The sequence below is a fragment of the Mycobacterium sp. 050272 genome (assembly GCF_039023525.1).
GTDB lineage: Bacteria > Actinomycetota > Actinomycetes > Mycobacteriales > Mycobacteriaceae > Mycobacterium.
This window is the reverse complement of the sequence record NZ_JBCHKV010000001.1, coordinates 628,054-647,805: the sequence shown is the minus strand read 5'-3', so window position 1 is coordinate 647,805 and position 19,752 is coordinate 628,054. Positions and strand designations below refer to the sequence as shown.

General features: G+C 66.4%; 19 protein-coding genes. 3 read left to right on the top strand and 16 right to left on the bottom strand.

What is annotated here, in order from left to right; genetic code table 11:
* Positions 1–5 precede the first annotated feature (5 nt).
* Positions 6–362: a nitrite reductase small subunit NirD gene (nirD, locus tag AAHS21_RS03215; RefSeq protein ID WP_342926247.1), complete on the top strand. Its 357-nt coding sequence runs from the start codon at positions 6–8 to the stop codon at positions 360–362.
* Here the strand turns inward: nirD and AAHS21_RS03210 are convergent.
* From AAHS21_RS03210 to AAHS21_RS03160, 11 genes are all read right to left on the bottom strand, one after another.
* Positions 359–808 (bottom strand): hypothetical protein, encoded by a 450-nt coding sequence (locus tag AAHS21_RS03210; RefSeq protein ID WP_342926246.1) that lies wholly within the window; start codon positions 806–808, stop codon positions 359–361. The genes nirD and AAHS21_RS03210 overlap by 4 nt on opposite strands.
* Before the next feature lie 24 nt (positions 809–832).
* A complete protein-coding gene (locus AAHS21_RS03205) occupies positions 833–1,570 on the bottom strand; it encodes a sirohydrochlorin chelatase (protein WP_342926245.1) in 738 nt (245 codons plus the stop codon).
* Positions 1,567–2,712: a uroporphyrinogen-III synthase gene (locus tag AAHS21_RS03200; RefSeq protein ID WP_342926244.1), complete on the bottom strand. Its 1,146-nt coding sequence runs from the start codon at positions 2,710–2,712 to the stop codon at positions 1,567–1,569. The genes AAHS21_RS03205 and AAHS21_RS03200 overlap by 4 nt, the downstream gene beginning before the upstream one ends.
* Positions 2,713–2,789: 77 nt before the next feature.
* Positions 2,790–4,187: a nitrate/nitrite transporter gene (locus tag AAHS21_RS03195; protein ID WP_342926243.1), complete on the bottom strand. Its 1,398-nt coding sequence runs from the start codon at positions 4,185–4,187 to the stop codon at positions 2,790–2,792.
* A gap of 408 nt (positions 4,188–4,595) precedes the next feature.
* Positions 4,596–5,996, bottom strand: a complete 1,401-nt coding sequence (locus AAHS21_RS03190) for a nitrate/nitrite transporter (protein WP_342926557.1) — start codon at positions 5,994–5,996, stop codon at positions 4,596–4,598.
* A gap of 234 nt (positions 5,997–6,230) precedes the next feature.
* A complete protein-coding gene (locus AAHS21_RS03185) occupies positions 6,231–6,776 on the bottom strand; it encodes a GNAT family N-acetyltransferase (protein WP_342926242.1) in 546 nt (181 codons plus the stop codon).
* 53 nt (positions 6,777–6,829) lie between these two features.
* Entirely contained in the window at positions 6,830–7,732 is a 903-nt protein-coding gene (locus tag AAHS21_RS03180) for a 5-oxoprolinase/urea amidolyase family protein (RefSeq protein ID WP_342926241.1), read from the bottom strand.
* A 14-nt stretch (positions 7,733–7,746) separates the two neighbouring features.
* Positions 7,747–8,409, bottom strand: coding sequence for an allophanate hydrolase subunit 1 (locus AAHS21_RS03175; protein WP_342926240.1), 663 nt, complete (start codon positions 8,407–8,409; stop codon positions 7,747–7,749).
* A 99-nt stretch (positions 8,410–8,508) separates the two neighbouring features.
* Positions 8,509–9,507 carry an ABC transporter substrate-binding protein gene (locus AAHS21_RS03170; RefSeq protein WP_342926239.1) on the bottom strand — a complete coding sequence of 333 codons (999 nt, stop codon included), beginning with the start codon at positions 9,505–9,507 and terminating at the stop codon, positions 8,509–8,511.
* A gap of 56 nt (positions 9,508–9,563) precedes the next feature.
* A complete protein-coding gene (locus AAHS21_RS03165) occupies positions 9,564–10,148 on the bottom strand; it encodes a TetR family transcriptional regulator (protein WP_342926238.1) in 585 nt (194 codons plus the stop codon).
* Positions 10,135–11,451, bottom strand: a complete 1,317-nt coding sequence (locus AAHS21_RS03160; RefSeq protein WP_342926237.1) for a DNA polymerase domain-containing protein — start codon at positions 11,449–11,451, stop codon at positions 10,135–10,137. Before AAHS21_RS03160 ends, AAHS21_RS03165 begins: the two co-directional genes overlap by 14 nt.
* Before the next feature lie 58 nt (positions 11,452–11,509).
* On the opposite strand from AAHS21_RS03160, the gene fadD2 reads away from it, so the two are divergent.
* Complete coding sequence (fadD2, locus tag AAHS21_RS03155) at positions 11,510–13,189, top strand: long-chain-fatty-acid--CoA ligase FadD2 (protein WP_342926236.1); 1,680 nt, start codon at positions 11,510–11,512, stop codon at positions 13,187–13,189.
* A gap of 17 nt (positions 13,190–13,206) precedes the next feature.
* On the opposite strand, the gene AAHS21_RS03150 is transcribed toward fadD2, so the two are convergent.
* The gene (locus tag AAHS21_RS03150) at positions 13,207–13,590 is read right to left on the bottom strand and encodes an ATPase (RefSeq protein ID WP_342926235.1); all 384 of its coding nucleotides are present in this window, start codon (positions 13,588–13,590) and stop codon (positions 13,207–13,209) included.
* 612 nt (positions 13,591–14,202) lie between these two features.
* Here AAHS21_RS03150 and AAHS21_RS03145 point away from each other — a divergent pair.
* The gene (locus tag AAHS21_RS03145; RefSeq protein ID WP_342926234.1) at positions 14,203–14,571 is read left to right on the top strand and encodes a hypothetical protein; all 369 of its coding nucleotides are present in this window, start codon (positions 14,203–14,205) and stop codon (positions 14,569–14,571) included.
* A 171-nt stretch (positions 14,572–14,742) separates the two neighbouring features.
* Here the strand turns inward: AAHS21_RS03145 and AAHS21_RS03140 are convergent, their stop codons facing one another.
* Genes AAHS21_RS03140 through AAHS21_RS03125 form a run of 4 tightly spaced genes read right to left on the bottom strand, consistent with a single transcriptional unit; the run spans position 14,743 to position 19,710 of the window.
* Complete coding sequence (locus AAHS21_RS03140) at positions 14,743–16,917, bottom strand: acyl-CoA dehydrogenase (RefSeq protein ID WP_342926233.1); 2,175 nt, start codon at positions 16,915–16,917, stop codon at positions 14,743–14,745.
* 51 nt (positions 16,918–16,968) lie between these two features.
* Positions 16,969–17,931, bottom strand: coding sequence for a 2-hydroxyacid dehydrogenase (locus tag AAHS21_RS03135; RefSeq protein WP_342926556.1), 963 nt, complete (start codon positions 17,929–17,931; stop codon positions 16,969–16,971).
* Complete coding sequence (locus tag AAHS21_RS03130) at positions 17,928–19,061, bottom strand: alpha/beta hydrolase (RefSeq protein ID WP_342926232.1); 1,134 nt, start codon at positions 19,059–19,061, stop codon at positions 17,928–17,930. The genes AAHS21_RS03135 and AAHS21_RS03130 overlap by 4 nt, the downstream gene beginning before the upstream one ends.
* A 1-nt stretch (position 19,062) precedes the next feature.
* Positions 19,063–19,710 carry a TetR/AcrR family transcriptional regulator gene (locus AAHS21_RS03125; RefSeq protein WP_342926231.1) on the bottom strand — a complete coding sequence of 216 codons (648 nt, stop codon included), beginning with the start codon at positions 19,708–19,710 and terminating at the stop codon, positions 19,063–19,065.
* Positions 19,711–19,752: the final 42 nt, after the last annotated feature.

Below are 19,752 nucleotides of genomic sequence, written 5' to 3'. Positions count from 1 at the left end.
CAAGCATGACAATTCTCAACGACGTTGAGGTTTGGACCACCGCGTGCAACTACGACCACCTGATCCCGGGCCGGGGTGTCGGTGTGCTGCTCGACGACGGATCCCAGGCGGCGCTGTTCCGGCTCGACGACGGTTCGCTCCACGCGATCGGCAACATCGACCCGTTCTCAGGTGCAGCGGTGATCTCCCGCGGGATCGTCGGTGACCGTGCCGGTCGTGCCACCGTGCAATCGCCAATCCTCAAGCAGGCCTTCGCACTTGAGGACGGCCTGTGCCTGGACGACCCGCGGGTGTCGGTGCCGGTGTACCAGGTGCGCGTCACCGACGGCGGAGAAATCCAGATCGCGCGATTGGCTGCCTAGCCGATATCGCCGACCAGGTAGCGCTGCATCGTCGGCCCGATCGCGTCGACGAGCGCGTCGACCGACATCGAGTGCAGTGGCTCGCTACGCACCCCGTAGCGCATGATGCCGAGGCCGACCAGCTGTGAGGCACACAGCGACGCCCGCACGGCGACCTTGTCGGCGCCGAGCATTTTCAGCACGGGGCCGAAAACCGGCCCGATGAACATGCTTTGCACGATTTCGGCCGTCTTGGCCATGCCCGTGGACGCGACCGCACTGGCCGCGAACGGGCCACCGCCGGCGGCGTCCCAGGTGGTGATCAGCATATGAAGCGTTCGGCGGCCGACCTGGTTGACCCCTCCGGTGATGATCCGGTCGATGAATTCCGGTGTGCCGAACGGCAACCGCAGCATCTTGGCGACCGGGTCGAGGAACCCACGCGATGGTTCCTCGCGACTGGGCATGGTGTCAGGATCACCCGCGGGTGATCAAAGATCAAGCATCGCGTTCCTCGGCGCGCCCGGCCGGTAACGACGTACCGGATGCCGGGTGGCCACCGGCACCGCCCGGCGGAACCGGTTCGCGATCAAGCGGGCAAGCCGCGGATGAGTCCCCAGCGGCCGGCTGACCAGGTCGGCGCCGCAGTTGCGCAGCTTTTCCTGGAACAGCCCGTCGGCGAGCAAATAGGAGGCGACGGCGACGCGGCGCGCACCGTCGGCTCGCGCTCTCTCGACAGCCTCGATGATCTGCGGATCGCCGGTGGCGGCAAATCCCAAGGTGACTCGCGATCCGGTCAGCGCGGACAACAGCGTCGCGGTGGTGTGCAGGTCCGCAAGGGCAATGGGGTCCGATGTTCCCGCTGCCCCGAGGATCACCGAATCACCAGGGCGCCAGCCAGATTTCATCAGCTGGTCGACGAGGATCCGGGCGATCTCCCCGCCCGGGCCCAGTGCCGGGGTGACGATGACATTGGGATGTCCGCTAGCCGCAACATGGGCGGGCACATCGGCGCGGACGTGGTAGCCGCGGGACAAGAACGCGGGCACCACGACGGCCCGTTGGGCGCCGACCGCGGAAAGTACCTCGCTGGGTGTGGGTCCCAATACGTCGACGAAGGCGACCCGAACCGTGCGGCCGAGCTGCCGGCTCACCTGTGCCGCCAGGTCACCGATCATCGCGACACCGCCCGGTCGGCGCGTGCCGTGCGCGGCAAGTATCAGGCTCATGGCGTTCCCACCGGTTCGTCGATCGCCAGCCGGTAGCCCCGCTTCACGACGGTTGCCACAATGTTCTTGTCGCCCAATGCTGTTCGCAGTCGCAGCACGGCCGTGTCGACGGCGTGCGGGTCGTTGCTGTTGCCGGGCAGTACCCGTAACAAATCATTGCGGGCCACGACGTCGCCGGGACGGTGCGCCAGCGCGCGCAGCACCGCCATTCCGGATCCGGACAGTGATTGGACCGAACCGTCGACCAGTACGCAGTTTCCGCGGATCTCGATCGCGTGACCTGCGGCCTTCACATTGCACGACCCGAGCTGCGGCAGCTTTTCCGCGATGTGGCGGGCCAACGCCCCCAGCCGCATCCGTTCGGGCGCCGTCGTCGGAATACCCTTGCGGTGCAACGGCTGTGCCGTCACCGGGCCGACACACATGGCGTGCACATCGGTGCGCATCGCCCCGATCACCTGGTCCTCGATGTTCAAGTCGCGACTGCGCTCCAGAACCGCCGCCGCGGCGGGCGCGGACGTGAAGCTGACCGCATCGAACTGGCGCCGCGCGATTCCGGTGACGAGTTGGTCGAAGTTGCCGCCCATCGCGGTGGACTTCCACCGATACACCCGGATCGGCACCACCTCGGCACCTGCGGCGCGCAATCCTCCGACGAATTCCGGGAACGGGTCCCAGGCGTCGGCGGCGCCATGCAGTTGCACCGCGATCCGCGCGCCGGATACCCCCGATTCCAGCAAGTACTTGAGGAGTTCTTGGGAGGACTCGGATTTCGGCGACCACTCTTCGTGCAGACCGGCCGCGCGCAGCGCTCCCGTCGCCTTCGGCCCGCGCGCCAGCACTCGCGCCTTGGACAACGACCCGATGAGCTGATTGGACAACCCCCAACCCTCGGCGGCAGCCACCCAGCCGCGAAACCCGATGCCGGTGTGGGCTACCAGAATGTCGGGAGGATGTGCGATCACGGCTTCGGTAATGCTCTGCAGTTCTTCATCTTCGGGCAACGCAATCATGTTGATCGCGGCAGCGCTGGAGACCTCGGCGCCCTGACGGCCCAACAGCGCGCACAACTCCTCGGAGCGGCGGGCAGACGTGACCGCTATCCGGTAACCGGTCAGCGGCGGGGACTCGGGCTGGTCCATACGACCTGTGTATGCCTGCGACATTTCCGAGGCGTTACCTGACGATTGCTGACGCATTGCCCATGTTGCGGTGATCGTCACACCCGGGCGGGCTCTGTTGTGAGCACCGAATCCGGCACTTCCTGCGCAGATACCGGGCGGCGCAGGTACATCATCCAGGTCAGAATCGCCGCCGCGATGTAAGAAGTCAGAAACACCCAATACGCTGCCGTCTCGGTGCCGCTGCGCAGGTAAGACTCGCGCAACGCCAAGTTGATTCCGACGCCGCCCAGCGCGCCGACCGCCGAGCAGATGCCGATCAGCGCGCCGGATTTGGCGCGCGACCACTGCCGGCGCTGCGCCTCGGTGACATCCAGCGAGCGACTGCGGGCCTCGAAGACCGACGGGATCAGCTTGAACACCGAACCGTTGCCCATCCCCGACAACACGAACAGAACTATGAACCCGATGACGTAGCCGACCACCGCGGTGAACGACGTTGCGCCGCTGTGGTCCTCGACCGTGCTGATGCCCACCAGCATGCCGGCGCCCGCAATCATGCCCACAAGGACACCCAGGGTGACGCGGCTACCGCCGCGGCGGTCCGCCAGCCGGCCACCGTAAATACGCGCCAGCGAGCCCAATAGCGGCCCGACAAAGGCGATCTGAGCCGCGTGCAGGGATGCGTGGGCGGGGCTTTCGCCGTTGGCACCGAAGTTGACCTGCAGAACCTGGCCGAAGGCGAAGGAAAACCCGATCCAGGAGCCGAAGGTGCAGATGTAGAGCAGCGAGATCACCCAGGCGTCACGGTCGAACAGGATCGAGCGCATGTCGTTCACCTCGACGCCGTGGTCGAGATTGTCCATGAACAGCGCCGCGGCGATACCGACCACGGTGAGCAGCACCAGATAGATCGCGCACACCCAGTACGGCGCCTGGTGCCCGGCGGTGGCCAGCGCCAGCAGGCCGACCAACTGAATTACCGCGACACCGAGATTGCCGACGCCGGCGTTGATCGCCAGTGCCGTGCCCTTCAGCCGCTGCGGATAGAAGGCGTTGACGTTGGCCAGCGACGCCGCGTAGTTGCCGCCGCCCAGGCCGGTCAGTGCCGCGCATAGCACATACGGCCACAGCGGCAGTCCGGGATTGGCCAGCAGCACAATGGTGCCGGCGGTCGGGATCAGCAACACGAACGCCGAGAACACGGTCCAATTACGGCCGCCGAACTTGGCGATACCCAAGGTGTAGGGGATGCGCGCACAGCCGCCGACCAGCGTGGCCACCGCCCCCAGGAGCAACTTGTCGCTCGCGTGGAAGCCGTAGACCGACATCGGCATGAACAGCACCATCACCGACCACAGAGTCCAGATCGAAAATGCCACCTGGTCACCCGCCATCGTGCACAGCAGATTACGGCGAGCGATCCTGTCGTTGCCGGCCTCCCAGGCCGCGGCATTTTCCGGATTCCAGTCCGTGATGCGGTGGTTGCGGCCCATGCGATCTGCACCTTTCGTGGACGGGTGGTCGAAATCGTCTGGGCGTCAACCAGTTCAACCCATAATCGGGAAGAGCCGCGGTGAGTCTGGCCTGCAATGCCCTTGTGGGCGCCTCGAATTGAGAGGCATGCCCTACCTAGTTCTGATGCTCACATCCGGAACCGAACTGCGTCAACTCATTCCGACCAATATCGCCTGTTAGTTGAATCCTAGTTATCTGGTAGATCGCTGAAGGGCCCTGAAGTTCGACCGTCGTCGCAGTTCAGGGGATGTGTTTAGGCCAATAGTCACGCGTAAGGATTGCCGATACGCGACCATGGGCGAGCGCCTGGGGAATTCGGTGTGAGTTCGAATACATTCCGTGCTAAACGTGTTCTCTACCGAATCGATATGACGCGTATACCGCGCCTATACGGTGGCCAGCCGAGCCCCCGATGCGGCCTCGGCCGCCATCACCTCGAGCGGACGGCGGACGTACACCGCCCAGGTCAGTATCGAGGCCGCCACGTAGCACAACGTGAACGCCCAGAACGCCGACGTCGCGGTGCCACTGTGCAGATACGACTGCCGCAGTGCCAGGTTGACACCGACGCCGCCGAGGGCGCCGATCGCGCCGGCGAGGCCGATCAGGGCTCCGGACATAGAACGTGACCACTGCCGGCGCTCGTTCTCGCCCATCTGCATCGAGTGACTACGCGCCTCGAAGATCGACGGAATCATCTTGTACACCGACCCATTGCCGATGCCGGACAGGATGAACAGGGCGACGAAACCGATCACGAAACCGACCATCGTCGAGGCGGATGTGCGGCTCGCGCCATGGCTACCGAAAGTGCTTGCGCTGACCAATATCCCACCGGCAACGATCATCGAACAGAAGACGGCGAGCGTGACCCTGCCGCCGCCGATGCGGTCGGCCAGCCTGCCGCCGTACACCCTCGACAACGATCCCAAAAGTGGTCCCAGGAAGGCGATTTGGGCGGCATGCAGGGAGGCCTGCGCGGTGTTCTCGCCGCTAGCGACGAAGTTCATCTGCAATACCTGACCGAACGCGAACGAGAAGCCGATGAACGAGCCGAAGGTGCCGATGTACAGCAGCGCGATCACCCAACTGTGCGGCTCGGACAGCACCGCGCGCATGGTGGACGTATCGATACGGTAATGCTGCAGGTTGTCCATGTACAACGCAGCGCCGATACCGGCGATCGCCAGCAGCACAAGGTAAATGGCGCACACCCAATACGGCTGCCGGTTTCCGGCGGCCGCGATCACGAGCAGGCCGACCAGCTGAACCACCGGCACCCCGAGATTGCCGCCGCCGGCGTTGACCGCCAACGCCCAGCCCTTCAGGCGCTGGGGGTAGAACGCGTTGATGTTGGTCATCGACGACGCGAAGTTGCCGCCGCCGAGGCCGGCCAGCGCCGCGCACACCAGATACGGCCACAGCGGCAGGCCGGGGTGAGCCAGCAGCACCATCGTGCCGACCGTCGGGATCAACAGCACCAGCGCGGAGAACACCGTCCAGTTGCGCCCGCCGAACTTCGCGGTGGCGAACGTGTACGGGAAGCGCAGGCACGCCCCGACCAGGGTGGCGGTGGCGCCGAGCAGGAATTTATCCCCGGCGGAAAAGCCGTACACCGACGCCGGCATGAACAGCACCATCACCGACCAGATCGACCAGACCGAGAAGCCGATGTGCTCGGCGGCCACCGACCAGATCAGGTTGCGGCGGGCAATCTTGTCGTTGCCGGCCTCCCAGGCCACGGTGTCTTCGGGGTCCCAGTTCGAAAGGACATGCGAACGGCCCAGCGAAAATTTCATGGAGATAACGCTAGAAATCCATTGTTGCCCGAGCGCTGCCCGCAATGACCCGGGCGTGAATTTCCGCTCACCCTGCGACGTCCGGCGGTGTGAGGCGGCCAATCGATGTGGCGTGCACCACAATGACGACGGAAGGCGCGACGACGACTCACAGTGTAGCTAACCGCGGTGTGATGAATCGTGCTGGGGTAAGGGAAGTTTCGTGTGTACCGTCGGTCCGCGCTACCAAACGTCGCCGCCGCGCCAATCGCACATCAGTTCCGCGCAGCTATCCACGGTGACCGTGACCGGGAAGACGAATACCGTTGCGTCGTCGTCGGGCGTGCGCGTCGGACCGCTCGGCGCCAGCACTGACGTCGGTCCGTGCCATGGCAACCAGCCGCGGGCCGCGTACAGGCCGCGGGCCCGGACCGATGAACTCAGTGCTCCCAACTCGTAGGCGCCGCGCAGCACTTGTTCGACTCCGTCCAGCAGCGCATGCACCAGCCCCTGGCCGCGGTGGTCTTCCCGTACCGCGACTCCTTCGACGTAACCGCAGCGCAGCGCGTTGCCCCGGTAGATCAACCGCCGCTGGATCACCGCGGCGTGCGCGATGATCGCGCCGTGCTGCCAGATCAGGGCGTGCATGCCGCCCAGGGTGTGCTCCCAGTCGTCGTCGGTGAAATCACCGGCGAAGGCTTCGGCGACCATGTGGTGAACGCGCTGCCGTGTGTCGCTGTCGAGATCGGCAGTGTGAACCAGGCGTGCGGTGTGTACCTGGGTGAGCACACTCCCTGTCTACAACGTTGTCGCCGGGCCCGCACCTGGACAACGCGCGATGTCTAATACGACGGGGCGCCCACCGGCACTCGGGGCCGAGCCCAGTGCAGTCGCACGTGCTGGCCCGCCCGGACCTGGGCGACCTTGTCGATGTCCTCGTCGATCACCACGCCGACCACCGGGTAGCCGCCGGTGATCGGATGGTCGGGTCCCAGGATCACGGGTAATCCGTTGGGCGGCACCTGGATCGCGCCGCGGGTGGCACCCTCGCTGGGTAGCTGCCGGTCGGGAAAGCGGTACTGCAGAGGACGGCCGACCAGCCGCATCCCGACCCGGTCGCTGCGATCGGACGACACCCAGTCGGTGTGGACAAGCACGTCGGGATCCACGAACCAGTCGTCGCGTGGTCCGGGTACCACCAGCAGTTCGACGGTGTCGGCACTGATGGCCGCGACGGGAGCCTGATCGAGTTCGGGATACTCGTCGGTGTGCGCGCCGACGGGCAGCCGGTCGCCGGGCGACAGTGGCGAGGGGCCGATCGCCGACATCACGTCGTAGCTGCGCGAGCCCAGCACCGGCTGCACCGAAATGCCACCGCGCACTGCCAGATACGTCCGCAGGCCGGCCCGCGGGGTGCCCAGCGAAATCACTTGGCCGTCGCGGACGTGGTGAATGCTGTTGGTGCCGAACTTGATTCCGTTGACGGACGGATCGGTGTCGGCGCCGGTCACCGCGATGTCGACGTCGCCACCGTGTACCCGGGCGGCGAATCCGCCGAAGGTGACTTCGACGGTTGCGCGATCGTCGGGGTTGGCGACCAGCCGATTGGCGAGTTTGTGCGAGCGGCGGTCGGCGGCGCCGGACCGGCCTACGCCGAGGTGGGCCTGCCCGACCCGGCCGAGATCTTGGATAACGGCCAGTGGTCCGGTGCGCAGGATTTCGAGCTTGATGTCGGGCCTTGTCATGGCATGCTCCTTGATCACACGGCCCGGAATTGAATCCACATGCCCTGCGTCAGCAACGCCGGATCGGACCGCATCAGGTCCCACAGGACCGCGTCGGTGCGACCGATGAGTTGCCAGCCGCCGGGAGATTGGCGCGGATAGATGGCGCTGAACTCACCCGCGAGTGCGACGGAGCCGGCCGGTACCGTGGTGCGCGGCTCGGCGCGGCGCGGCACCCGCAGCCGCGGGTCACCGTCGACGAGGTACGCGAAACCCGGTGCGAATCCACTGAATCCGACGCGCCACAGCGTGGCGGTGTGAGCGTCGATGACCTGTTCGGCCGTCAGCCCGGTGTGGCTGGCGGCATCGGTGAGGTCCGGACCGTCGTAGACGACGTCGATCACCACGTCGGCGGTGCGCTCGGCCGGGGCGGCCATGTCCGCGGTGATCCGCAGTTTCCGTAGTCGCTGGCGGATGACGCCCTGGTAGCGCGGGCCGTCGAGTTTGACCAGTACCGTGCGGGCGGCCGGAACGATGTCGAGCACGCCCGGCAGCGCCGCCGCACGCAACGTGTCCGCCCATGCCAATACCTCTGCGGTGCTGCCGCATTGCACCAACAGCGCCTGGTCGCCGTAGTCCAGGACGACGTTGCCGACCAGCTCGGTCGATACGTCCGCGGGGAGATCCGTCACGCTCATTACTGAACGGTAACTTCGGAATCGGCGCAGGCAAAGAGGCCGGGACGGGATTTTCGAGCACTGCCAGAGCTGCCTTAGCGAATGCTCAAAGAGCCGGGGCTAGCCGAGTACTTTGCCGATCATCGGGGGCAGCTGATCGGCGACCATCGGGTAGCTCAGCGGCGAGGCGAAGGCGATCGCGCCGGCCTGGTCCTTGGTGGTGAAAACATGGCGGTTCTGTGCGGTCGCCTGCGATCCGGCGACCTCGGGGTCGGCCAGCAGCGCCTTCTGCTCGTCGGCACTCTCGGTCGTCCAGATCACCACGTCGGCGGAATCGAGCACCGTCTTGATCTGGTCGCGCGGGATGACGGCGCGGTGATCGCTGACGAAGGGCTTGATGCTGTCGGCGATGACCAAACCCATCTGGTTGAGGAAGTCGGTTCGCCAGCCCGCCGCGGTGGCGACCACGCTGCCCCGGAACAGGGTGCCTTGCATCAGCAAGGCGCGCTTGGTCTTCCACTGCGGGTGATTCTGGGCGACGGCGACGAACTGCTTGTCGACGCCATCGATGAGCGCCTTCATCTGGTCGGCCTGAAACACCGCTTGGCCGACCGCGGTGGCCTGGTCCTTCCACGGCTCGAAGAACGCGTCGCCGTCGGACTGCGCAACGGTCGGGGCGATCGCGGCCAGCTTCTTGTAGGTGTCGGCGTCCAAGCCGGCGTTGACGGCGACGATCAAATCGGGCTTCAGGCCAGAGATCTGGTCGACGGCTATCCCGTTGTCCAGGTTCAGCACCACGGGTTGTGCGCCGCCAAGCTTGGGCTGAGCCCACGGCCACACCGCGAACGGCTGGTCACCGAACCAGTTGGTCACCGCGATCGGTACGACGCCGAGGGCGAGCAGGTCGTCTTGCTCGGTGTAGCCGGCGCTGACCACACGCTTGGGCGGCGCCTTGATGACGGTCTGACCGAAAAGATGGGTGATCGTCACGCCTTCGCTGCCGGGAGCGCTCGCCGGCGGTTTCGGGTCCGAGCATCCCGCCGCCGTCGGTGCCGCCGCGGCGGCCGCGGCGGCACCGACGAGCTGCAAGAACCCCCGCCGATTCCATCCCTGTCGCATCGCGTGAGAGTATCGCGTCGCCGACGCTGACCTGCAGCGCCGCACGGGTTTGCCGCTCACTGCAGTGGCATGCCGGCGTCGACGAAGTCCAGGGCCCGATAGATCGTGGCGGCCGTCGGTGGCGCGTTGTCGGCGGCGGCCATCATCGCGCCGGTCAGTGCTCCCGCGAACACCCGGACTTCGAAATCACCTGGGGGACGGCCGATTCGGTGTCCGATCATCTCCGCCACGACGTTGACGGTGCGGTAGTACTCGTCGTACATGGCGGCCTTGAGCTCGGGTATCGAGAATATCAGTCGCTGTCGGGTGTTCTCGAAATCCAGCTGTTCAGTGGGCAGAGCGGCCATGACTTCGGTGTAGGCCCGGCGGATCGCCTCGGTGGGCGACAGCTCGGGCGGCTGCCTCTCGAAGGCCGCGAAGATCAGCGGGTCAAGGTCGTCGGCGAGCAGCAACGACTCCTTGGATCCGAAGTAGCGGAAGAAGGTGCTGGGTGACACTTCGGCGGCCTCGGCGATCTGTTCGACGGTGGTGGCCGCGTAGCCGTGCGCATCGATCAGGCGGAACGCCTCGCGCCTGATGGCCTGGCGGGTCTTGAGCTTCTTGCGCTCCCGCAGGCCCAGGGGCTGATCAGTCGCGGGCATCGGGTAATTCTCCCGCATCCGCGGCGCCCGGCCGCGAACCCGGCGGCGGGTATCCGTGCCCCTCCTTGTTCCAAGGGCTGTAATCGGCGATCAGCTCTTCCTGCGGCGGGCGCTGGTCGACCGGAACGTGCTGCAGGTTGATCCGGATCCGGTACCAGATCGAACTCGGCCCGCGCATGCCGTCGACCAGCACATCGGCCGGCGCCAACCGCTCGGCGGCGGCGGGATGACGGCCGCGCCAGATATCCAGCGCGCCCATCGCCTCGCCCTTGGTCTTGGTCCGGGCGATCTCGATCAGTGGCATCGAGGACCGGCGGCGGCCGTCGGCACTTTTCGCCGCCCCACGCGGCGCCCGCTCCGGGGGGCCCATTTCCTCGGCCAGCATCAGCAGCCGGTCCAGGTCGCCCACCGCTGCCTGGTTAGAGGGGTCCATCCCCGCCCATGGATCGCCGATCTGGGCGAACCGGTCGGGAACGGTGGCGATCGTGAACATCTCCGGCCGGCAGCCGGCGACCTCGTCCCAATGCAGCGGCGTCGACACCCGGGCATCCGGAGTGGCCCGCACCGAATAGGCGGACGCGACGGTGCGGTCCTTGGCGTTCTGGTTGAAGTCGACGAAGACGCCCTCGCGCTCTTCCTTCCACCAGCGGCTGGTGGCCGCGTCGGGCACTCGCCGCTCCACCTCACGGGCCACGGTCTGGGCGGCCAGCCGGACCTGACGGAACTCCCAGCGCGGCGCGATCCGGGCGTAAATGTGAAAGCCGCGCGACCCGGACGTCTTGGGCCACCCGACCAGGCCATAGTCCTCCAGCACCTCGCGGGCCACCAGGGCCACATCGACGATGCCTTGCCAGTCGATCCCGGGCATCGGGTCCAGGTCGACGCGCAACTCGTCGGGATGATCGAGATCGGTGGCGAGCACCGGATGCGGGTTGAGGTCCACACAGCCCAAGTTGACCGCCCACGCCAGCCCGGCGGCGTCGTGGATGACGGCCTCGGCGGCCGACGTGCCCCGCGCGTAATGGAGCTCGGCGACGTCGACCCAATCCGGCCGCTTCGTCGGCGCACGCTTCTGGAACACCGCCTCTTCCGAGATTCCCTTGACGAAGCGCTTCAGGATCATCGGCCGCCCGGCCACACCCCGCAACGCGCCGTCGGCGACCGACAGGTAATAGCGGACCAGGTCGAGCTTGGTGTAGGGCCCGGTCTGTCCATGGGCTTCGAACACGACTTTGTCGGGGTGGGTGATCGTGACGTGGTGCCCGGCAACCTCCATTGACACCGGACCGGTCATGGCGTCCATCGTAATTACGGGAAAATTTTCTGGCCGCGTTGCGACCCGCGTCACATATGGTGAGGTTATGCCTAACCTTCCTGGCCTGCCCGGGCAAGCCGTTTCCAAGGTCCAGCAGTACGTCGAACGCGGTTCGGCGGAGCTGCATTACGTGCGGAAGATCTTCGAGGCCGGCGCATTCAAGCTCGAGTCGCCGCTGAAGACCGCCGCGATGGCAACCGACATCGCCAAGTGGGGCGAGTTCGGCATGCTGCCCTCGCTCAACGCCAGACGGACTCCCGACCGCGCGGCGTGCATCGACGAGGACGGCGAGTTCAGCTATCGCGAGCTCGACGAGGCCGCCCACGCGGTGGCCAACGGCCTGATCGAAAAGGGCGTCAAGGGCGGCGACGGCGTCGCCATCCTGGCGCGCAACCACCGCTGGTTCATGATCGCCAACTACGGCGCGGCCCGGGTCGGTGCCCGCATCATCCTGCTCAACAGCGAATTCTCCGGACCGCAGATCAAAGAGGTGTCCGAGCGCGAAGGCGCCAAGGTCATCATCTACGACGACGAATACACCAACGCCGTCAGCAAGGCCGAGCCGGAACTGGGCAAGCTGCGCGCACTCGGTGTCAACCCGGACAGCGACGAGCCCTCCGGCAGCACCGACGAAACCCTGGCAGAGCTGATCGCGCGCAGCAGCAAGGAGCCCGCCCCCAAGGCCAGCAAGCACGCGTCGATCATCATCCTGACCAGCGGCACGACCGGGACGCCCAAGGGTGCGAACCGCAGCACCCCGCCCACCCTGGCTCCCGTCGGGGGCATCCTGTCGCACGTTCCGTTCAAGGCCAACGAGGTCACCTCGTTGCCGGCGCCGATGTTCCACGCGCTCGGTTACCTCCACGCCACCATCGCGATGTTCCTGGGCTCGACGCTGGTGCTGCGGCGCAAATTCAAGCCGCCGCTGGTGTTGGAAGACATCGAGAAGCACAAGGTGACGGCCATGGTCGTGGTGCCGGTGATGTTGTCGCGCATCCTGGACACGCTGGAGAAGATGGACTCCAAGCCCGACCTGTCCAGCCTGAAGATCATCTTCGTGTCCGGATCCCAGCTCGGCGCCGAGTTGGCCAACCGGGCTCTGAAGGACATCGGTCCGGTCGTCTACAACATGTACGGCTCGACCGAGATCGCGTTCGCGACCATCGCGCGGCCCGAGGACCTGGAGCGCAACGCGTCGACGGTCGGCCCGGTCGTCAAGGGCGTGAAGGTCAAGATCCTCGACGACAACGGCAACGAGGTGCCTCAGGGCGACGTGGGACGCATCTTCGTCGGCAACGCCTTCCCGTTCGAGGGCTACACGGGCGGCGGGCACAAGCAGATCATCGACGGCCTGATGTCGTCGGGCGACGTCGGCTACTTCGACGAATACGGCCTGCTGTATGTCAGCGGCCGTGACGACGAGATGATCGTCTCCGGCGGTGAGAACGTGTTCCCCGCCGAGGTCGAGGACCTGATCAGCGGACACGAAGCCGTGGTGGAGGCCACGGCGATCGGTGTCGAGGACAAGGAGTGGGGGCACCGGCTGCGCGCGTTTGTCGTGAAGAAGGAAGGCGCCGAGGTCGACGAGGACACCATCAAGCACTACGTGCGCGACCACCTGGCCCGCTATAAGGTGCCGCGCGAGGTGATCTTCCTCGAGGAATTGCCGCGTAACCCGACCGGGAAGATTCTCAAGCGCGAACTGCGCGAAATGCAGGTCGATTAGCCGCGCCCGGGAGCCGGCTAGCGCCGGTCCTGGATGGCCCGGACGATCTGGGCCGCGAGTTTGGGATCGCCCAGTAGCTGGTCGATGAGCGCGGTGAGCACTTCCTGGCCGGTGACCCGGGCGACGCCCAATTGATCGGCGGCTTCCCGTTGCCAGATGTCGAGTGCTCGATGGGTGGCGGCCGGGAGGTCGACGGTGCGCCGCGTCCGTTGGATGCGGGGGGTTTCGCCCGTGGAGCGTGACCGGGATTCCGCGGGATCGCTGACCATTCGTTGGGGGCGCGGCTGCCGGAACCCGGTGAGGCGTTCAGTCGGTGCGCTGTCTCCAGCGGGTGACGCGGCGGACATCTGCGCTCGGAACGCTGCGGCGCCGGGCCCGATCTGGCCGGGGTTGAAGCTCACTGGCGCGACCGTCCCTCCGGGTGGGTACCAATCAGTAAATCAGTGCTTCCGTGCACGTTGCCCACTGATTGTCTCACTGACACCAGCGTAAGTCCCGTCGCGCGAAGCCGGGTGTTACGGCGGCGGTCCTGGGGGACCGCGGCAAGCCCAAAGGGGTGCGGCGGTCCTCATCAGCGGCAATTAAAAAGAGTAGCTGTGGAAAATAGAGGATGCGTCCTGTAGGGCTGCGGTGCGTTAATACTGTATCGATGGTCCTGCAGCACTAAAAATTTCTGTATCGGGCGGATGTGTGAATTCTGATTTCAAAATTCACTGATCTACTGAGTAGATCAAATCCGTAGATCAGTGAATCAGTAGATGGCACTTTAACTGGGATTATGTTCAACTCAGTGACTACTGACCTCCGTATCTTCGATTTTCCTGAATTGCAGAGTTTCGTATCGAATGAAATACGGATTTGAATTGCGGAGATACGCAATTTCGTGACAGCAGATGCGACCGAATTGTTATCCATTTCACAGCCCAATTCGGCGCCATTGCTATTGTTTGCCCAGAAATTTATGCGTAGCGTTTCGAGATGTCGGGGGACAGGGTTCTCGGAAGGAGCTCACCATGAGGGATTCACTGCGATCGATCCGCAACGCGGCCGCAGGTGCTGTCGGCGCCGGTGCGGTGGCCGGCGCGATGCTGTTCGGCGGGATGCCTGAGGCGCAGGCCGCGCCGGCGCCCGCCCCCGCCACGCCTTTCGACATCGGCGGCCCGCACGGCGGCGCCCCGCTCACTCCCGGGATCCTTCCCGAGCGGCCCGGCGGCGGACACGGCGGGCATGGGTGGGGTCCCGGCGGCGGGCACGGTGGCTGGGGCCACGGCGGTGGCTGGGGTCGCGGCGGTGGCTGGGGCGGTGGTTGGGGCCACGGCTGGGGTCATGGTTGGGGACACCCTGGCTGGGGCTGGGGCAACTGGTGGCGCCCCTGGTGGTGAGCCGCCACGATCGCGGAGCCGGCCAGCCTCGTCCTGCCAGATACACAGGCAGGCCGACCCGCACGTAGGGGGGAACCCACGCCGGTCTGACGACCTCAGACCGGCGTGGTCCCCAAATCAATAGACGTCCATGCCGAACCGGGACCGGCCCCGGTTCGGCATGGATTTTGTTTACGGGTCGCGCGGCAGGCCCAGCAGCCGCTCGGCGATGATGTTGAGCTGCACCTCCGAGGTGCCGCCGTAGATCGTGGTCGCCCGGCTGGCCAACAGGTACTCGCCCCACTTGCCCGCCAGCTCGTTGGGGTCGCCGATCGCACCGTCGGTACCGAACGAGGAGACCGCGAATTCGGCGTAGCCCTGGCCGGTGCGCATCGACAACAGCTTGGAGATCGCCGCGGACGGCATCGCGTCACCGCCGGCCAGCGTCAGCAGCGTCGAGCGCAGGTTCAGCACCTTGGCCGCATGCCCTTCGGCGATCAACTGCCCGGCCCGGTGCTGGGCGACCTGATCGAATTGGCCGTCGCGGACGAACTCGACGAACTGGGGCAGGGTGGCCAGGAAATTCGCGTCGCTGCTGCCGATCGACACCCGCTCCGCGGTCAGCGTGTTGCGGCTGACCTCCCAGCCGCGGTTCACCTCGCCCAGCACGCACTCGTCGGGGACGAACACATCGTCGATATAGACGGTGTTGAACATCGCGTTCCCGGTCAGCTCACGCAACGGCTTGACCGTCACGCCTTCGCTGCGCATATCCAGCAGGAAGTAGGTGATGCCGTTGTGCTTGGGTGCCGACGGCTCCGTCCTGGCCAGCAACGCACCCCACTGCGAGTACTGCGCGGCGGTGGTCCAGATCTTCTGGCCGGTGATGCGCCAGCCGCCATCGGTCCGGGTTGCCTTGGTGGTCAGCCCGGCCAGGTCCGATCCGGCGCCCGGCTCCGAGAACAATTGGCACCAGACCATCTCGCCGCGCAACGTCGGCGGCAGCAGGCGTTGCTTCTGCTCCTCGGTCCCGAACGCGACGATCGACGGGATGATCCACGCGGCGATGCCGACCTGCGGCCGCCGGACCCGTCCGGTGGTGAACTCCTGGGCGATGATGATCTGCTCGATCGGGCTGGACGCCCGGCCCCACGGCTTCGGCAGGTACGGCAACACCCAGCCACCCTCGGCGAGTGCCACGGTTCGCTTCTCCCGATCCATCGCCTTGAAGGCGGCGACCTCGGCGCGGATCTCGTCGCGCAGCTTCTCGGTCTCGGGATCCAGGTCGATGTCCACCGGGCGCATGCCGGTGGTGGTCGCGGTGTTGACCACCTTCTGCGGGTAGTCCGAGCTGCGACCGAAGCAGGCGGCCAGCATCAGCGCGCGGCGGTAGTACACGCCTGCGTCGTGCTCCCAGGTGAAGCCGATACCACCGTGCACCTGAATGCAGTCCTGTGTGCAGCGCTGGGCGGCCGCGGGCGCCAGCGTCGCGGCCACGGCGGCGGCGAACTCCACATCCGGCGAGGCTTCGTCGATCGCGCGCGCCGCGTCCCACACCGCCGCGGTGGCCCGCTCGGTGTCGGCGATCATCTCGGCGCACTTGTGCTTGATGGCCTGGAACTGGCCGATCGGCCGGCCGAACTGTTCCCGGATTTTGGCGTACTGCGCCGCCGTATCCGTCGCCCAGCGGGCCACGCCGATCGCCTCGGCGGACAGCAGCGTCGACATCAGCGCGTAGGCGGTCGTCATGGTCAGGGTGCTCAGCAGGGCATCCTCGCCGACCTCGACGGCGTCGGCGCGCACATGGGCGATCGGCCGCAGCGGGTCCAGGCTTTTCACCGGCTCGATCTCGAGCTCCTCGGCGCGCAGCACCACCCACTCGTCGCCGCTGTCGATCGCCACCGGTAGCACCAACACCGACGCCTGGGCCGCGGCCGGAACCGCGCGGACCTCGCCGCGGATCACCAACACGTCACCCTTGCGGGTGGCGGTCAGCCCGGAGTCCAGCGCGTAGGCGGCGATGGCCGCACCGGACGCCAGCTCGGCGAGCACCTTGGCATCCGGGTCGTGCGACGCGATCAGGGCACTGGCGATTGCCGACGGCACGAACGGCCCTGGCACGGCGCCGTAGCCGAACTCGGCCAGCACGATGGCCAGCTCGAGCAGGCCGAAGCCCTGCCCGCCGACCGCCTCGGACAGATGCACACCGTGCAGGCCTTGCTCCGCGGCTGCCTGCCAGTACGGCGGCGGGTTCTCGACCGGCGTCTCCATGGCCGCGTGCAACACCTCTGACGGCGCGACGCGCGCCACCAGGGACCGCACCGAATCGGCCAGGTCTTGATGCTCGGAAATTATTGCGATCGGCATTGGTCGCCTTCCCATGCGTTCGGGGTTCGTTTCGGCCAAGCACTCTTCAATCTAATAACCGGTGGGTTGGTTGACTACAGGGGTCACCAGGTGAGCCAGCGGCTCGCCGTCGCGCAGCCGACGGCAGTTGGCGACGGCCTCGACCAGATAGCGCCGCATCGTGTCGACCGTGTACCAGGTGACGTGCGGCGTCAGCACGATGTTGTCCAGGCCGAACAGTGGATTGTCGGGCGCGGTCGGCTCGGTCTCGAAAACGTCGAGGCCGGCGGCGGCCAACCGCCCGTCGCGCAGCGCGCCGGCCAGCGCGTCCTCGTCGACGACGGCGCCGCGCGACGTGTTGACCAGTACCGCGCTGGGCCTCATCGCGGCGATCGCGTCCCGGTTGAGCAGATGATGGGTGTCGGGCGTCAAGGGCAGGTGCAGCGAGACGATGTCGCTGGCGGCCAGCAGGTCGGTCAGCGGGCGCCAGCCGGGATGTCCGTCGTCGCGGGTGCTGGTGTGCAGCACCTTCGCACCCATCGCGCTGACGATGCCGGCGACGCGTTTGGCGATGTTGCCGTAGCCCACCAGTCCGACGGTGCAGCCACCGACGTCGCGGACCGTCTCGCCCAGGGTGGGATCGAGCGGCCAGCCACGCCCCTGCCGGGTGGCGCGGTCCAGCTCCGGCAGCCTGCGCAGCGCCGCGAGCATCAACAGCACGGTTCCCTCGGCCACCGACGGCGCATTGGCACCGGGCATGTTGGCGACCGCGATGCCGCGGTCGGTCGCGGTCGCCACGTCGATGGTGTTCACCCCGGCCCCTAGCTTGTGCACCAGGCGCAGCTTCTCCCCGCGTTTCAGGTCTTCGCCTGACAACGGCCGTAGTACATGCCAAATCACTTCAGCTTCGGGCAGCTCGCGATAGAAGCCGGCGTCGTCGTCGGCGGCACACCAGCGAATGTCGAGCCAATCTGCTTCGGCTGCAAGGAAATCGAGGACTTTGTCACCGGGAACGAAGTGGGCGAGAACTCTCAGCGCCACCGCTTGCTGATCCACCTGGCGATGGTATCCGCCTGCTCGCTGCGCGCGCCCGGGGTGGTGAAGTAGTGGTCGCTGTCGAGCGAGACCCGCAGCTTGTCGGTGCTGGCGAGCGCGTCGTAGATGCGTTGGGCGTCAGACGGAAACACGCCGGTGTCCGCCTCGGCATTGATCACCAGGGCCGGGCAGGCGACGCGGCGCAGGTGCGGCTCGGCCCGGGTCTGCGCTACCCGTAGGCTCCACATGCCCAGCCAGTTACGCAGCGTGCAGGATGCGGCGATACCTTGTGCCGATCGGTTGGCCCTGGCCGGCACACCCGCGTAGCACAGGTTGGGCGGACGCTTGGTCGGCTCGATGGCCGGATCGACCATGCGGGGATCGGCCCAGGTTCGCATCACTGAGAACGGTCTATCCGAAAAGCCGGCCGCACGAACACGTTTGAGTTCGGTCTCGGCCCAGTCGGTGATGGCGTGGTTGCGCGCGAGCTGGGCCGAGCGGTATCGGGTGATGAACTCCGGGGCGAACGGGGGGCCGTTGACCTCGTTGAACAGGTCGAGGTCCGCGTCGGTGGCGACGGGGTCGTTTTCGTCGACGACGGCGGCGTCCATCCAGGCGGTCAGCACCTCCGGGCGTCCGGGATGCGCCGCGGTGGCGACGTAGCCGTCGGCGGGGATCAACTCCGTCAGCCCGCTCGCCGGCCGCATGCCCGGCAACGGGGTCACATTCGGCTCGACGGCCTGTGACTGGTAGGCGGACATCAGCGATCCGCCTCCCGAATTGCCGAGCAGTACCACGGTATCCACGCCCTGAACCTCGCGTAGCCAGCGCACTCCCACGCCGATGTCGACCAGTGCGTGGTCGAGCAGGAAGTTGTTCTCGAAGCCGCGGAACCTGGTGTTCCAGCCGAGAAATCCGATACCCCGAATCGCCATGTACTCGGCGAGATAGTGCTCGGAGAAGTCGATCTGGTAATGCGTGGCGATCATGGCCACCTTGGGCTTGCGTCCTACGCCGCGGTGATACAGCCCCTGGCAGGGGTGCCCGCCCGCACCGGCGCGTCCGGCGGTGGGCGACTGCAGGCCGACGAACTCGCGGACAACCCCTGCGCTGCCGCTGTTAGGCGTCAATTCAGTGACCTTCCTTCGAGTAGATCGCCCGGTAGTAGATATTCGCCAGGGTTTGGATGCACGCCCGGTCGTCGAGGTCCGCGTCGGTGGTTCGGCTGAGCTGGATGTAGCAGAACTGGTTGAACATCGCGACGATCGCCTCGGCGATCAGCCGCGGATCGTCACCCGGGCAATACCCTTTGGTTTGCGCGCGACGGACCGTTTCGGTGATGAAAGAGGTTGGTATGTCGCAGATTTCGGACCAGTACTGCGCGAAGTCGTCGTTGATCATAGCCAGCTGGGACACGCTGATCACCTCGGCCAGCCGGTTGCGGTAGGTGTGCCAGTGCGCCGCGGCCGCCTCGTGGGCGCGTTCGCGGTTGGACAGGCCATGCCCGGTGACCGAGCGGGCGCGCTCGTTGGCCTCGTCACGAAAGCGCAGCGCCCACTGCCGGACCATCGCCTCTTTGGAGTCGTAATAGTTGTAGAAGGAGGCCGGCGAGCGGCCGGCTTCCGCGGCGATGTCGGCAATTGTCGTCGCCAGGATTCCCTTGCGCGCGACGACCGTTCGCGCGGCCGCGTCGATTGCCGCCTGTGTTCGCCGGCCGCGGTGCGTCGGGAATTCGGCCGGCCGGCCGGCCCGGTCGTCGGATGCCGCCGCGATCGACACCTGATATTCCTTCCTGGAGTGAAACTGAATCTGATGTTAGAT

Bases quoted from the DNA above. Each gene is read 5' to 3' on its own strand.
- nirD (WP_342926247.1), top strand. From the start codon at position 6: ATGACAATTCTCAACGACGTTGAGGTTTGGACCACCGCGTGCAACTAC.
- AAHS21_RS03210 (WP_342926246.1), bottom strand. From the start codon at position 808: ATGCCCAGTCGCGAGGAACCATCGCGTGGGTTCCTCGACCCGGTCGCC.
- AAHS21_RS03205 (WP_342926245.1), bottom strand. From the start codon at position 1,570: ATGAGCCTGATACTTGCCGCGCACGGCACGCGCCGACCGGGCGGTGTC.
- AAHS21_RS03200 (WP_342926244.1), bottom strand. From the start codon at position 2,712: ATGGACCAGCCCGAGTCCCCGCCGCTGACCGGTTACCGGATAGCGGTC.
- AAHS21_RS03195 (WP_342926243.1), bottom strand. From the start codon at position 4,187: ATGGGCCGCAACCACCGCATCACGGACTGGAATCCGGAAAATGCCGCG.
- AAHS21_RS03180 (WP_342926241.1), bottom strand. From the start codon at position 7,732: ATGACAAGGCCCGACATCAAGCTCGAAATCCTGCGCACCGGACCACTG.
- AAHS21_RS03175 (WP_342926240.1), bottom strand. From the start codon at position 8,409: ATGAGCGTGACGGATCTCCCCGCGGACGTATCGACCGAGCTGGTCGGC.
- AAHS21_RS03170 (WP_342926239.1), bottom strand. From the start codon at position 9,507: ATGCGACAGGGATGGAATCGGCGGGGGTTCTTGCAGCTCGTCGGTGCC.
- AAHS21_RS03165 (WP_342926238.1), bottom strand. From the start codon at position 10,148: ATGCCCGCGACTGATCAGCCCCTGGGCCTGCGGGAGCGCAAGAAGCTC.
- AAHS21_RS03160 (WP_342926237.1), bottom strand. From the start codon at position 11,451: ATGGACGCCATGACCGGTCCGGTGTCAATGGAGGTTGCCGGGCACCAC.
- fadD2 (WP_342926236.1), top strand. From the start codon at position 11,510: ATGCCTAACCTTCCTGGCCTGCCCGGGCAAGCCGTTTCCAAGGTCCAG.
- AAHS21_RS03145 (WP_342926234.1), top strand. From the start codon at position 14,203: ATGAGGGATTCACTGCGATCGATCCGCAACGCGGCCGCAGGTGCTGTC.
- AAHS21_RS03140 (WP_342926233.1), bottom strand. From the start codon at position 16,917: ATGCCGATCGCAATAATTTCCGAGCATCAAGACCTGGCCGATTCGGTG.